General features: G+C 73.0%; 9 protein-coding genes. 4 read left to right on the forward strand and 5 right to left on the reverse strand.

From position 1 onward, the window contains the following. The first annotated feature begins 434 nt into the window (after window positions 1-434). From FMEAI12_RS06590 to FMEAI12_RS06605, 4 genes are all read left to right on the forward strand, one after another. A complete protein-coding gene (locus FMEAI12_RS06590) occupies window positions 435-1,700 on the forward strand; it encodes an amidohydrolase family protein (RefSeq protein ID WP_020458366.1) in 1,266 nt (421 codons plus the stop codon). A gap of 300 nt (window positions 1,701-2,000) precedes the next feature. Further along, window positions 2,001-2,756, forward strand: a complete 756-nt coding sequence (locus FMEAI12_RS06595) for an NPP1 family protein (protein WP_112105344.1) — start codon at window positions 2,001-2,003, stop codon at window positions 2,754-2,756. A 306-nt stretch (window positions 2,757-3,062) separates the two neighbouring features. Next, entirely contained in the window at window positions 3,063-3,272 is a 210-nt protein-coding gene (locus FMEAI12_RS06600) for a hypothetical protein (protein ID WP_020458364.1), read from the forward strand. Window positions 3,273-3,388: 116 nt separating this feature from the next. After that, window positions 3,389-4,870 carry a flotillin family protein gene (locus FMEAI12_RS06605; RefSeq protein WP_112105340.1) on the forward strand — a complete coding sequence of 494 codons (1,482 nt, stop codon included), beginning with the start codon at window positions 3,389-3,391 and terminating at the stop codon, window positions 4,868-4,870. 117 nt (window positions 4,871-4,987) lie between these two features. Here FMEAI12_RS06605 and FMEAI12_RS06610 read toward each other — a convergent pair whose 3' ends face one another. The 5 genes from FMEAI12_RS06610 to FMEAI12_RS06625 are packed head-to-tail and all read right to left on the reverse strand — an operon-like array spanning window position 4,988 to window position 13,656. Then, window positions 4,988-6,274 (reverse strand): TIGR02679 family protein, encoded by a 1,287-nt coding sequence (locus FMEAI12_RS06610; RefSeq protein ID WP_112105341.1) that lies wholly within the window; start codon window positions 6,272-6,274, stop codon window positions 4,988-4,990. Next, window positions 6,271-7,389, reverse strand: a complete 1,119-nt coding sequence (locus tag FMEAI12_RS37855; RefSeq protein ID WP_235013763.1) for an SbcC/MukB-like Walker B domain-containing protein — start codon at window positions 7,387-7,389, stop codon at window positions 6,271-6,273. The genes FMEAI12_RS06610 and FMEAI12_RS37855 overlap by 4 nt, the downstream gene beginning before the upstream one ends. Further along, window positions 7,326-10,649 carry a TIGR02680 family protein gene (locus FMEAI12_RS06615; protein WP_235013764.1) on the reverse strand — a complete coding sequence of 1,108 codons (3,324 nt, stop codon included), beginning with the start codon at window positions 10,647-10,649 and terminating at the stop codon, window positions 7,326-7,328. Before FMEAI12_RS06615 ends, FMEAI12_RS37855 begins: the two co-directional genes overlap by 64 nt. After that, window positions 10,646-11,923: a TIGR02678 family protein gene (locus FMEAI12_RS06620; RefSeq protein ID WP_112105342.1), complete on the reverse strand. Its 1,278-nt coding sequence runs from the start codon at window positions 11,921-11,923 to the stop codon at window positions 10,646-10,648. The genes FMEAI12_RS06615 and FMEAI12_RS06620 overlap by 4 nt, the downstream gene beginning before the upstream one ends. Continuing rightward, entirely contained in the window at window positions 11,920-13,656 is a 1,737-nt protein-coding gene (locus FMEAI12_RS06625; protein ID WP_200835204.1) for a TIGR02677 family protein, read from the reverse strand. The genes FMEAI12_RS06620 and FMEAI12_RS06625 overlap by 4 nt, the downstream gene beginning before the upstream one ends. Between the last annotated feature and the right edge of the window lie 458 nt (window positions 13,657-14,114).

A 14,114-nucleotide genomic window follows, 5' to 3' on the forward strand; every position in this document is an offset into this window, starting at 1 on the left:
CCCCCGCGGTGAGCCCCACCGCCAGCCCCGACGGGCCCGCGGGTCCCGGGGGCTGAACAAGCGCGCGGAGCAGCCGGACGGACCGGGCAGAGCGGGCAGAGCGGCCGGGCCCGGCCACCACGGCTGGCCGTTCTGGACGGATCCCTGACCGGGCAGAACGTCGACGCCGGGGATTGGTCTGAATTACGCTGCCATCCTTAGCATTGTCCGTCCCCCGGCGCCCCGCCGGGCGACGAGGATCACAACCACGGCTCGGCGACGGGAGGTGGCCACCCGGCTCCCGTGCGCGCCGGAGTGTGCGCGCCGGAGGGCGCGGTACCGCCACCGGAGACAGCGGCCCACCTCCCGTCACGACCAGTCGGTCCACGACGGCCGGTCCACTCACCACGGATCGGTCCACTCAGGATCGGTCCACAGCGAGAGGAATCCGGACCATGCACATGGACGACATGATTCTGCTGAGCATCGACGACCACGTGATCGAGCCGCCGGACATGTACAAGAACCATGTCCCGGCGAAGTGGCTCGATTCCGTGCCGAAGGTCGTCCGGAACGAGGCCGGCGTCGACGAGTGGGTGTTCCAGGGCGAGAAGACGTCCACACCGTTCGGTATGGCGGCGACCGTCGGCTGGCACCGGGAGGAGTGGGGATTCAACCCCGGCGCCTTCACCGAGTTACGTCCGGGCTGTTTCGAGGTCCACCAGCGGGTCCGCGACATGAACGCCAACGGCGTCCTCGCCTCGATGTGCTTCCCGACGATGGCGGGCTTCAACGCCCGCACGTTCTCCGAGGCCCTCGACAAGGACCTCTCGCTCATCATGCTGCAGGCCTACAACGACTGGCACATCGACGAGTGGTGCGGCGCCTACCCGGGCCGGTTCATCCCCCTCGGCATCGTGCCGATGTGGGACGTCGAGCTCGCGGTGAAGGAGATCCGGCGGATCGCCGCGAAGGGCTGCCGCTCCATCAGCTTCCTGGAGGCCCCCCACGCGCAGGGCTGGCCGAGCTTCCTCTCCGGCCACTGGGACCCGATGCTGCAGGCCCTCGTCGACGAGAACATGGTGCTCAGCCTGCACATCGGCGGCGCCTGGGACATCGTCAAGCTCGCCCCCGAGGTGCCGATCGACCACATGATCGTCATTCCGTCCCAGCTCACCATGCTCACCGCGCAGGACCTGCTCTTCGGCCCGACGCTGCGGCGCTTCCCCGAGCTGAAGGTGGCCCTCTCCGAGGGTGGCATCGGCTGGATCCCGTTCTACCTGGACCGCGTCGACCGGCACTTCCAGAACCAGAGCTGGATCCACAACGACTTCGGCGGCAAGCTGCCCTCCGAGGTGTTCCGGGAGCACTTCCTGGCCTGTTACATCACCGACCCGGCCGGGCTGCGCCTGCGCGAGCAGATCGGCATCGAGACCATCGCCTGGGAGTGCGACTACCCGCACACCGACACGACCTGGCCCGAGTCACCCGAGCACGCCTGGAACGAGCTCCAGCAGGCCGGCTGCCGCGACGACGAGATCCACCAGATCACCTGGGAGAACGCCAGCCGCTTCTTCGGCTGGGACCCGTTCTCCCACACGCCGAGGGAGCAGGCCACCGTGGGCGCGCTGCGCGGGCTGGCCGCCGATGTCGACGTCACCCGGATGTCGCGCGAGGAGTGGCGCAAGCGCAACGAGGCCGCGGGAATCGGCGTCTTCTAACCCCAGGCCGGCGGGAGCCCGGACCGGGGCTCCCGCCGGAGCGTCGCGGCGATCTCCCGCCGCGGAGTTCGCAGGCGCTTCCCCGGCATCGAACCAGGTGAACCGCCCGGCGCCAGCACTGTGACGCCGGGCGGGCCGGGGACGGCGCGATGCCGACCTGCGCGTTCATTCCCAGTATTGGCCGACGCTTCATCACGGGGAAACCCGGCCCGGCCGCGGTTGTCGGGGGGAGCCGAAATGCTGGAGGCAGCATGCCCATCCGACCGCCCTGCCCATGCTGCGGTCGACCAGGAGGACGTGGTGAGGAAGAAAACGCGCATCCGCCGGTTCTCGCTCGTGATCGGCGGCGCCCTGGCGCTCGTCGTCGCGCTTCCGACGATTGCGCTCGCGGCACCCCCGGCCGCGCTGCCCGGAAACGCCGACACCATGGAACAGACGTACCAGCCGGCCTACGACTACGACACCGACGGGTGCTACCCGACGCCCGCCATCGGGGCGAACGGAGCCGTCAACGGCGGGCTCAACCCGTCCGGCGCGCTCAACGGTGGCTGCCACGACCTGGCCGACCTCAACAACACGAACGGCTACGCCCGCTACAAGTGCAACAACGGCTGGTGCGCGATTCTGTACGGCCTCTACTTCGAGAAGGACCAGGCGACGATCGGCGGCCACCGGCACGACTGGGAGCATGTCGTGGTCTGGGTGCAGAACAACCAGGCCCAGTACGTCTCCGCCTCGGCCCACGGCAGCTTCAACGTCTACCCCCGCAGCCAGGTCCGCTGGGACGGCAACCACCCGAAGATCGTCTACCACAAGGACGGCGTCGGCACCCACGACTTCCGTCTCGCCGACTCGGGCGACGAGCCGCCGGAGAACGAGCTCCACACCTGGCGTTACCCGACTCTGGTCGGTTGGAACGGCTATCCGGCCGGGGTCCGTGACGCGCTGAGCGCGGCCAACTTCGGCAGCGCGGTCTTCGGTCTCAAGGACGGCAACTTCAACTACCACCTCGAGCGCGCGATGCCTGCGGGCATCTCCTTCGACCCGAACGCCTGACGGCGCGGGCTCCGGCTTCGCCGCGGCGAGTGGGCGGGGTGGTCACCCCGCCCACTCGTCCCGGCCGCCAGGCCCCGCACGGCAAATCCCAGGCGGAGCAGACCTCGCGCGGCCAGACCCCGTCACCGGGCGGGGAGCCGGTCCCGACTTCCCACCGGCCGGCGCACGGGACCGCCATCCACCTGACAACCTGCGATGATTGTGAAGTGCGGCCACAGTCGCGCTGACGACAGCTTTTCGTCGGGCACAGGCATTGCCAGTCGACCGGGAAAGCCTACGATCATTAATTGTCGCGTGGAGGGGCCGATGGCCGACCAGACAGTGATCGGCAAAACAGGACGGGTGACGGGAAAGATAGCCCCGGGCATGGTCGGTGAGGTCATGCTCGCGGTACGGGGCGGCTCCGAGGCATTCCACGCTTATGCGGCCGACGACGGGGTGACCTTCGCCGTCGGCTCGCGCGTTCTCGTCGTCGAGTATTTCCCTCCTCGCACCGTGCTGGTGATCAGGCTGTGACCGCGGTCGTGGCCACCCACCGGCCAACGGTGCCCCGGCGCGCCAACCGCTGTGCCCCGCCGCGGGCCGGCTGACGCCCGTTGACCAGATCTCCCGTGGGGTGAAGCGGAGGCAACATGATGATCATCCTCATCTCGGTCGCGGTCGGCGCCGTGCTGGCCGTCGCGTTGTTCAAACTGATGTGGCGGGTGGCCGAACCGAACGAGGCACTCATCATCTCCGGGATGCGGGCGTACAAGGACCCGAACGACGCCGTGGCCGAGAGCCTGGGATTCAAGATAGTCACCGGAAAGGGCGTGCTGGTACCGCCGGGCGTGCAGACCGTCCGCCGGATGTCCCTGGATCTGCGGGCCGCCCAGCTCGGCATCGAATGCGTCACCCAGCAGGGAATCCCGGTCGGTGTCCGGGGCGTGGTCATCTTCAAGGTCGGTGACGACTACGCGTCCATCGCGAATGCCGCCCGCCGGTTCCTCGACCAGCAGGACAAGATGGACACCCGGGTGCACAACGTTTTCGCCGGCCATCTGCGCGCCATCGTCGGCCAGCTGACCGTCGAGGACCTCATCCGGGACCGGGAGAAGCTGACGCAGCTGACCCGGGCGAGCTCCGGAACCGAGATGGAGAAGCTCGGCCTGATCGTCGACTCGCTGCAGGTGCAGGAGATCGACGACCCGACCGGTTACATCCGCAACCTCGGGCGCCCGCACGTGGCCACCGTCGCCGCGCAGGCCAGGATCGCCGAGGCGGAGGCCGACCGGGAGGCCACCGAGCAGGAGCAGATCGCCATGGCGCTCAAGGCGGAGGCGAACCGGAACAGCTCGATCAAGCAGTCCGGGTTCCAGGCTGAGGTCGACGAGGCCTCGGCCCGCGCCACCCAGGCCGGCCCGCTGGCCGAGGCCACCGCGCACCAGCAGGTCGTCGTCGAGCAGACCAAGGTGGCCCAGCTCGAGGCCGAGCTGGAGGAGCAGCGTCTACAGGTGTCCGTGCGCAAGCCGGCCGACGCCCGCGCCTACGAGCAGACCACGCTCGCCCGCGCCACCCGTGACGCCCAGATCAGCTCGGCCGAGGCGGCCGCCCGCCAGATCGAGCTGGCCGCCGCCGCGGACGCCACCCGGGTCCGGACGGAGGCGGACGCCCGGGCGCAGCAGGTGCGAGTCCTGGCAACCGCCGAGGCGGCCTCGACCCGCGCGATCGGCGACGCGGACGCCCACGCCAAGCGGGCCGTCGGTTCGGCCGAGGGTGACGCGATGCGGGCCCGCGGCCTGGCCGAGGCCGAGGCGATCAAGGCCCGCGCCGACGCGCTCGCCGTCAACCAGGACGCCGTCATCGGCCAGCAGCTCGCCGAGCAGTGGCCGGCCATCGTCGAGGCCGCGGCCAAGCCGTTCGGCGCGGTCGACCAGCTGATCGTCCTCAACGGCGCGGCCGGCCTGGGCGAGGTGCTGACCCAGGCGCTGTCACAGGGCGCGGCGGGCCTGCAACTGGCCCGTTCCCTGCTCTCCAGCGGCACGCCGGGCTCCACCCCGGCCGTGCCCACCGCGCCCGGCGCACCGGCGCCTGACGCACCCGCGAACGGCACGGCCAAGCCGGCGGACAGGTAGGCAGCAGATCTCCCACCGCCTCACGATCGATCACCCGGACGACCCGGAGATGCGGGTGTCTCACGAAACGATCGCGTGCCACGAGGCGCCAGACAGTCGAGTGGAGGTGGAAGACCTTCACCGTCGGGTCGTCGCGGCGGCGAGATCGGCGAGCAGGTCGGGCAGGACGAGTTCCTCGTCGATCCGCCGCGCGTGGCGTTCCAGGGCCGGGCGCAGGCCCTGGTCCCAGGACGCGTCGGCCGGGCGGCCCATCAGCCTGCCGCCTTCGACCATCGCCAGGGCTGCCTCGTAGGAGCGGGAGTCGAAGCGCCACGGCAGCCACGGGACCCGTTCGAGCAGCCCGTTCGCGATGCGGATGCCGCCCCAGTCGAAGTCGCCGTGGTAGGCGAACCGCGCTCCCCGCACCGCGAGCGCGTCCAGCATGGTCACGACGGCGAGCGAGGGCTGGCCGGAGACGCAGATCAGGGGCGGGGACCGGTGTGCCAGTTCGTCGGCCGCGCTGGCGACCACGATCGGATTCTCACACAGGAAGACCATCGTGGAGCCCACGCCGAGGTCGCCCAGATCCCCGCGGCGGCCGACGAGCTGACGCAGGGTGAGCACGCAGGGCTCGCCCGCCTCGCGGGCGGCGGCCAGCATCCGCCCGCTGGGGGTCGCCGAGCCGCCTGGCAGGCCCAGGCACAGCGCGGTGGACGACAGCTCGTCGCGGTGCACTCCGACAGCCGCCCAGGCGGCCCGCCGCCCCGCGGCTGACCCGTCGCCGGTCGGGGAGGAGCCGCCGAGCACCCGTACGGCGGCCAGCACGAGGGTGGTCAGCGGCCGGCCCTCGTCGAGCGCGTGCGCGTCGCCGGCGCGGCTCGCCGCCAGCCGGCCCAGCGCGACGCCGGGCGACGGCAGCACCTCCAGCACCCGCACCGCATCAGTCACCAGCGCGGACGCGGCGTCTGGCCCGTCCGCGAGCCGGCGCAGCATCCCGGTGCCGTCCAGCCACAACAGCCAGGGGGCGAGTACGGGACGCCGGGACACCAGCTCCTCCAACGGGCCGCGGACGGCCGACCACTCCCGGGCATCCGCGGCGGCCTGCGCCGCAAGGTTGGCCACCTGCCCCGTCAGCAGGGTGACGGCGGCCTCGAGCCCGCCGGACGCGGCGCCGCTGGCGCGCAGCACGGCGTCCACGTCGTCCAGCGATACCGACAGCGAGCTGCCGGCGCCGGCCCGCCGGCCGAGCAGGCGCTCGGCGGCCCGCCGCTGGTCCGCGGTGGCCCGGGCCAGCGTGACCGTCCCGGTGAGCGGCCTGCCCCGTTCCAGCCGGCCGCGTGCCCGGGCGAGCAGCCATGCCGTCTCCTCACCGCCGAGCAGCCGCCGCAGCCGCTCGAGGTCGCCCGGCTGGTCGGCATCGTTCACGTGTGCGGAATCGGCTCGCCGCCGGGTGGCAGAGGCTCATCGCCGAGAGGAAGAGGGTCGCCATTGAGGGGAAGACGCTCGTCGCCGACGGGAAGATGCTCGCCGAACAGAGGAAGATGCTCTTCGTCGCGGGCCCGCCGACTGGCCGCGGCCACCTCCGGCTGTGCCGCCGGCGCTGGCAGGTACGTCGACGGTCGATCCAGCCGCGTCCGTTCGCGGCCGTCCCACCTCCACGGCGTGACCAGCACCGCGTCCACCCCGTCCCGCCGGGACAGCTGAGCGATCGCCAGCCCGGGGACCTGCGGGTAGCAGCCCCACTCCCGCTCGCTCGTCATCACGACATCCAGGTCGAAGGTGGCGAGCAGGCCCAGGCACTTGGCTCTGGAGTCGTCGTCCACCCCGGCGAACGCCTCGTCCAGAGCGATGAGGCGGGGCGCCCGCCGGTCGCCGGCCGAGTCGTAGAACGACGCGGCGGCGGCGAACAGCGGGATCGAGGCGGCGAGCACCCGCTCCCCGCCAGATGCCGGGCCGCTGGCCGGGCGCCACTGGCCGTCCTGGAACCGCTGGACGGCGAACTCGTGCCAGCGGCGGTAGTCCAGGGCGCGGGTCAGCTGCTCCGCCCAGCCGCCGGAGGCGTCCGCGCTGTGCTCCCGGCTGATCTCCTCCTGGAGGAACGCGCCGACGGTCGCCCGGTCCGCGGCGCTCCACGCGTCGGTCGTCTGCCGCAGCAGGCGGTCCCGCACCGGGCCGAGGCCCGCCGGCGCGCCGCGGGCCATCCGCCACTGCAGACGCAGCCGCATCCCGGTCGAGGTGGGCCGCTCGGCGAGGTTCGTGTTGATCCTGCCGACCTGCTCCTCGGTGTCGCTGACCAGCTCCTGCAGCGCACTGGCGACCTCGTTGACCAGGTGGTTCTCCAGGACCTCACGTTCCTTGGCGGACAGCAGCAGCGCACGCTGCTCGGTCTCCCCCGCGAGCGCGGTGACGAGTTCCGGGACGTCCTGCCGGCGGCCCTGGAACAGCACGTCGACCACGATCACGCCGTCGGCGACGGTCATCCCGACCGAGTGGCCGTGCCGGGACAGTGCGTCGGTGAGGATCTTGTGCTCGCCCGACACACGCTGCTGCACAAGCTCCCAGCGCCGGTCGGAGTCGTCGACGTCGCCGAGGGCCGCGTTGACGGCGCGGGCGAGGCGATCGCCGGGTTCGGCGCCCACGCGGCGGACGTGTCGGGGAGGTCGAGGTCCGGGACGGCGACGGTGAGCAGTCCGGTCGCCGCGAACGCCCGCAGCCTCGCGATGGCGCTCTCCCGCTCGGCGGCCGCGGCGGTGATGGAGGCCCGCAGGGTCTCGCGCCGGCCGTCGGCCTTGCCGCGGGCGTCGATCGCGGCTCGTTCGGCGGCCCGCGCCGCCTTCTCCCGCCGGTCGCGGTCGGCGAGCTCGGCTTCGACGGCGGCGAGCTTGCGGAACAGCTCGTCGACGGCGGCGCCGGCGGTCTCGGCCAGGACCCGGTGCCGTTCGGCCCCCGCGTCGGCCTGCGCCTCGGCCTCGGCCTGTTCCTCGGCCGCCTGCCGGTGCCGGGCCGTCACCTCGGCCAGTTCCGCGCGCGCCCCCGCCGCCGCGGTGCGGGACCTGGCCAGCGCGGTCGCGGCAGGCCACAGCCTGGCCAGTGCGGTCCGGTAGTCGCCGAGCGCCCGGCGCACCGAGGCGAGGGCCGCCGGCTCGACGGGCAGGCGGACGTCGGCAGCGAAGTCCTCGACCTGCTCCCGCGCCTGCGCGGCGACCTGCCGGCGCCGGTCCGCGATGGCGGCGGCATGGTCGTGGTCGGCGTCGACGCGCCGCCTGGTGGCATGCTCGGCGCTGAGCGTCGCGTGGGCGTCACGCAGATCGGTGTCGGCGGGAAACGCGCGGTGCTCGGCGGCCAGTGCCTCGAGCCGGTCCGCCAGCTCGGCCCCGGCCGCGGCCAACCGCGTCAGCCGTTCCTCGGTCAGTTCCGCGTCGGCGCGCAGCCGCCCAAGCCGGGCCCGCCGGGCCGCCTCGCGGGAGCCTTCTCCGATGTAGCCGGCGGCCGGCTTGTGCCACGACCCGGTCAGCGTTCCGTTGCCGAAGCTGCCGTCGACCCCGACCCAGCTGGCGGAACCGTCCGGAGCACGGTCGGGCCCGCTCGGCCGGTCGGAGCCGCGCAGGCCGATCGTCGCCAGCAGGTCGGCCAGGGACTGGTCGCTCAGAGCGTCGGCGGCGGGGTCCGCCCGGTCCACCGCCGGAACGAGCACCGTCGCCAGTCCGTCGCCCGGCGTCGGGAAGCCGGCGGTGACCAGGACGTCGTCGGAGACGGCGTCCCGCAGCCTGCCGTCGGGGCCGACCCAGGCGTCGAGGATGCCGGCCGCCTCCAGCGCCGCCTCGATGCCGGCCCGGTGCTCGTCGGGCACGCCGGCGGCGAAGTCGACAACCTTCCACAGCGGGGCGCCGGGACGGCCGGCGCGGCCCGACCCGTCCCGGGTGTACGGGGTGGGCGGCACGTCATGGCCGCCGGCCACCAGCCGTGCGATCTCCTCCGTCAGCGCGTCGAGCTCGGCCCGGGCAGCCGCCTTCTCGGCGTCGACGGCGGCCTGCCGGCGGCCGAGGAGGGCAGTCGTCTCCCGCACCGCGTCGTCGACTGCCGCCGCGGCCGGGCTGCGGCCGTCGAGCGTCTCCACCCAGCCGGCGAGTGCCGCGAGGATCCCGTCCGGGTCGGGCAGCCGCAACTGCTCGGCGCGCCCCAGGTAGGCCGTGCAGGCCGCGACGAGGTCGGCGCCGCGTCGGGCGAGAACGTCCTCGGCGGTCGCGATCCGCTCCGCGACGGCGTGGCGCTCGCCGATGATCCGGTCGAGTTCGGTGCGGGCGGCCCGCGCCGCCGCCGCCGCGTCATCGGCCCCGCGCAGCAGCCGTTCGAGGTGGCTCACCGCCGCGTCCTGGGCGTCGACGGCGGCCTCACCGGACCGCCGCGCGCCGGCATACGGTCGCTGCTCCCGCGCCAGCTCGTCGAGCACCGCAGGGTGCCTGTCGGCGAGCAGGGCGGCGCCGGCCGCCGCGTCGGCCTCCCCGACGGCTCCGTCGAACGCGGTCTGGTCGTCGTCGACCGCCGTGGCGGCCTCGGCCAGCCGGCGCTGCCAGCTGTCGGCCGACCGTGCCGCCTGCGTGGCGGCCTCCGTCCGCTGGCTGGCGAGCTGGGCGAGCCGGGACGCGTCCTGCCTGGCCGTGTTCAGCGCCGCCGCGCTGCGCATCTCCGGGCTTTCGCGCAGCGCCTCACGCCGGGCGGTCAGGATCTCCTTCGCCGCGTCGAGGGCGTCCAGCTCGGCGAGCGCGGTGTCGAGCGCCGCCTGCGCGGTCCGGTGGGCTTCCTCGGCTTCGCCCAGCTCCCGGCCGTACTGCTCATAGCGGCTGTGCGCCTGCCGCGGTGGCGCGGTGTGCCGCCTGGCGGCGACCTGGGCGTAGCGGCTGTAGTGGCTCAGGAACGCCTGCGCCGCCGCCTGTGCCTCGGTCAGCGCGCGCAGCGCCTCCCGCTCCTCGTCCAGGCCGCGGAACGCCTCGGCGACGGTGGCCACGAGCGCGGGGTCCAGCGGCGCCAGCGCCTCGGTGAGCGCGCGGGACAGCAGTTTCTCGTCAGGCCGTTTGGACAGCTGAGGCTGACGGAGCTGGATCAGGAGATTGACCAGCGCCTCGTATCGGTGGGTGCCAAGCCCGAACAGCTCCTCGTCCACCGCCCGCCGGTAATGGGAGGCCGTGTCGAACACCTGGCCGTGGCCTTCGACGACGTCCTTCAGCTTCTCCCTGGTCAGCGCCACCCGCGTCGGGCCGACCAGGGACAGGTCAGCGCCGACCCGCTGGGGGGTGACAAAGAACCAGTGCCGGGCGATGCCCCGGCCGGCGACCGCCTTCAGCCCGGCTCCGACAGTGCGGTACTCGGCGACACCGTCCTGGCCGGTCCGGCCGAACTCCAGCCAGGCGTAACCGAGCCGCTCCGGGTGCGGATGGCGGCCTCCCAGCAGCAGGTTCCACTCCATCCGCTTGTTGCGGTCGCCATCGGGCTCGACCCGGTGGGCGGCCAGTTCCCCGTCGAGCAGGAACGGCAGCGTCAGCGCCAGCACCTTCGACTTGCCGGTGCCGTTGTTGCCGCGCAGCAGCAGCCGGCCGTCGTGGAAGTGGAACTCCTCGACGTCGTAGTAGAAGAGGTCGACGAGTCCGGCACGCAGCGGCTGCCAACGGTCCCGGCCGGGAGCAGGCAGCGACGTCCCGGGCGACGGCGCGGACGCCACCGCGGCCGGGTCCGCGGACGACCTGACCGCGGACGACCTGGCTGCGGTGATCGCCATGTCACCCCCGGGAGTCTCGCTGCTCACCGCCGCGTCTCCTTCCTGTTCCTGCGTGCTGGGCTGGCCGGCCCAATGCCGGTGCCGGTGCCGTCGGCCTGCCGGTCACGGATCGTCGGGGCGTCGAGTGCGTAGCGGGCTATCGCCGGGCGGGGCAGGACCGCCGGCGGGCCCGCCGGACCACCGGGTGCGTCGGCGACCAGCCGCAGGGCTCGGAGCTTGTCGAGCGCCACCGCGAGAAGCTCGGCGTCGGCGCCGGGTTCGGTCACCCCACGCCGCCAGTAGGAGGCGTGCTCGACCGCCATCTGTGCGACGAAGGTGCGCAGGCGGGCCAGCGGCACCGGCGTGCCCTGGCCGAGCCGGTCCGCCAGGTACTCGGCGACCAGCAGGGTCACATGTCCGTCGGTGCGCTGCTCGGGCATCCGCACGTCGGTGAGGTCGTCGTCGGGGTCGACCATCGCGATCCCCTCGGCCCGCATCTCCGCGAGCAGCCCGGTGGCCTCCTCGATCCGCCTGGTGATGGCGTGGCGCTGGCTGACCAGGTAGGCACGCTCGTCCTCGGCGAGTTCGTCGTAGTAGACGACGGGCTCGTCCAGCAGCCGGCGCGTCAGCCGGTGCCGCAGCGCGCGGTTGCGCAGGTCCTCGGTGTCGGGAACAGGCTCGTGGGTCAGCTCCGCCAGCCGGGCCTCCAGGTCCGTGGCCTCGATCGTCGACGGTCCGCGGGTGCCCGCCAGGAGTGAGGCGAGCACCCGGCGGCGGACGTCGTACAGGACGTCCCCGCTGTCGCTCAGGTAGGCGTCCTCGTCGCCGGCGACGCGCTCGAGCACGCCCAGGGAGAGCAGCAGCCGGACGACCGCGACCAGGTCGGAACGTTCGTCCCGGCGGCTGAGGGTGAAGGCGACACCGACAGCGGCCAGCTGCGGGTCACTCGCCGCGACCAGCACGCCCTCCGCCAGCCGGCCCAGCGTGATCTGGGCGTCCGCGGTCTCCAGCACCGACAGTGCCAGGCACAGCAGGACGTAGCGGCGCCGCCCGAACGGCGCCCTGCCCCGGCCGTCCCGTGCCGGGTAGGTCGCCTCCCCGGTCGTGGCGACCGTCTTGAACAGCCTGGCGGAATCCGAGTCCACCAGCAGCCGCCAGCCCGTCTCGGCGGCGAGCCACTCACGCAGCGCCGGGGCGTGCCGGCGGATGAGCTGCAGCACCTCGTCGTCCGACGCCGAGGTACGCAGGGGTCTGGCCAGCAGAGCCCGCATCGCGCGCCGCCGCGCGGCGCGGGTATCCGCCGTGACAGGGTCCGTCGTCATCCCGGTATCGGCGCGGGCACGGTCAGATCGACGATCTCGACGAGGTGTTCCGGCCCGCGCAGCACACCGTCCTCGGTCTCCACAGACACCGTGCCGCCGCCTGGCACCACGGACAGCCGGATCAGAATCGTGCCGTCACCCGACGTCGTCTCCACCGCCCCCTCACCCGGCAGCCGGGCCGCGAGCGCATCCCCGAGCAGCGCGAGGAAGAGACGGAACGCCTGCCGGTCGAGAAGCCCGAGATCGGACAGCAGCACCGGCCGGCCGAGGGCCAGCCGATCTCTGGCGGCCGCGGCCTGCCCCGCCTCCCTGGCCGCGTGCTCGGCGAGCAGGCGGCGCTGCTCGGCCCGGTCCGCAACCCGGTTCGGGGCACCACGCCGCTCGTACGACCCGGTGCGGCGCAGCTGGGGACTGATCCGTACCGGCGGTGCCTGCCGCCACGGCGTGCCGGGTGACGGCTCGTCCTCCTGCCAGGCCGAGACGGTCTCCTGGGAGACGGTCAGGTGCCGGGCCGGGGCCAGCCCGAAGGCGGCCCGCCACAGCCGGTGCGCCGCCGCGTCATCCGGCGCCTCGGCAAACCAACGCGCAAGCGCGCGGAAGTCGGCCGACCGGTCGGAACGGCCGGAGCGGCGCTCGTTGAGGGCGGCCACGGTGTCGATGAGCTGGGTGATGGCGGTGACGGCGGCACCGCGCAGCAGCCTCGCCTGGGAGGGATGGCGGGCATCGGTCGACACGAACCAGTCACGCAGGCCGCGCCACCTGTTCCGCCATCCGACCAGCGACGCCTCGACCGCGGCGTCATACGCCGCCCCCGCTCCCCCGGCCGCCACGCGCCCGTCAGCCGAACCGGCGCCCGCCGGCGAACCGTCCGCCGACGACGGACCGTCAGCCGCTACCGAACCGGCGACGATGTGCGCGTCCGGCGGCAGGTCCGGCAGCGCGTCGCTGGCCTCACGGCGAGCCACGACCTCAAGCAGACGAGTGACATCACGTTCCTCCAGCTCACCGAGCAACGTGGCGATCTCCGCGCCGCGGTTCGCGAGATCGGCGATGAAGCGGTTGATGTAGTCGATGAGCCGCTGCTTGTAGGCGACGAACGCGTCGACGTCTCCGTCCGAGAAGTCGATGACGCGGCGCAGCGACGCCATGAACGCCTGGGCGTTGTCCGCCAGGCCGGTGAACCGCTCCGCCAGCCCCAGCAGCAGCAGATGCACCTTCGCCGGGTCCAGCTCGGACGCCTCCATCATGGCCAGCCCCAACAGGGCACGCAGCTGGGACGCGATATCGTCGAGGGCCACCGACTGCAGGGCGCCCCGACGGCCGATCGCCGCCTCGTACAGCGCGATCGCCTCCTCGGCCGCCTGCCCCGCCGGGGTCAGCTGGTACAGGTACCGGGCCCGGTGGAAGTCCTCCACGCTCGTCACGCGGCCGGTGTCCGGGTCCCTGCGCAGGTTGCCCCACACCGCCAGCTGGTCGAAAGCGGCCACCATCGACTCGGCGGGGACGGCGCCGCCCACGTCGGCCGCGGCGTCCTCGGGACGCATGTGCACGATGAAGCGGTCCCGGGCCCGCGCGAAGGCTGTCAGCACCTCCCGGTACAGCCCGGAGTTGGGCACGCTCAGGTGCGTGAACGGCTGCGGCGCCGCGACAGCCACACCGCCCACACCACCCGCACCGGCCGCACCTGCCCCACCAGCGACAGCAGGCCCGACCGCATCGTCACCGGTCGACATGTCAACCAGTATCGCTGCGAGGTCTGACATGCTGACTACGGGTGTCCCACCACGCACAGTTCCCGGCACCGCGCGATCCCGCCGCGGCGGCGATCACGGCCTGCGGCCAGGACGGGTCCGGCGAAATCCGGGCGACGGGCGGGGTTCGGGTCCGGCAATGTACGAACCGGGCCTCCGCGCCTGCTGGCCTGCATCTACCGAGCACCTGCGGCCAAGCCGATTGATAGGTCAAACCTATTTGATCAGGTCAGATGCTAGCCCACCCCGGCCGCGTCGGCGACCCGGCTGACCGGCACCAGCCAGTCCCCGACGAGGTGGCCCATCACCTGCAGGGAGTTGCCGGAAAATAACTTCAGGGTTTGATGTTGCTCTTGTCGATCAGAGCGGTGAGGTCTCTCGCGGTCGGCGCGGTGATCGGTGCGGGTGGAACGTGGCGGTCGAGGCCGTCGAGGACGGGG

The organism is Parafrankia sp. Ea1.12, assembly GCF_900465275.1.
In the GTDB taxonomy this organism is placed as follows: Bacteria; Actinomycetota; Actinomycetes; order Frankiales; family Frankiaceae; genus Parafrankia; species Parafrankia soli.

Excerpts from the sequence above, each read along its gene's own strand:
- FMEAI12_RS06600 (WP_020458364.1), top strand. The coding sequence starts at position 3,063 with ATGGCCGACCAGACAGTGATCGGCAAAACAGGACGGGTGACGGGAAAG.
- FMEAI12_RS06620 (WP_112105342.1), bottom strand. The coding sequence starts at position 11,923 with ATGACGACGGACCCTGTCACGGCGGATACCCGCGCCGCGCGGCGGCGC.
- FMEAI12_RS06605 (WP_112105340.1), top strand. The coding sequence starts at position 3,389 with ATGATGATCATCCTCATCTCGGTCGCGGTCGGCGCCGTGCTGGCCGTC.
- FMEAI12_RS06625 (WP_200835204.1), bottom strand. The coding sequence starts at position 13,656 with ATGTCGACCGGTGACGATGCGGTCGGGCCTGCTGTCGCTGGTGGGGCA.
- FMEAI12_RS06590 (WP_020458366.1), top strand. The coding sequence starts at position 435 with ATGCACATGGACGACATGATTCTGCTGAGCATCGACGACCACGTGATC.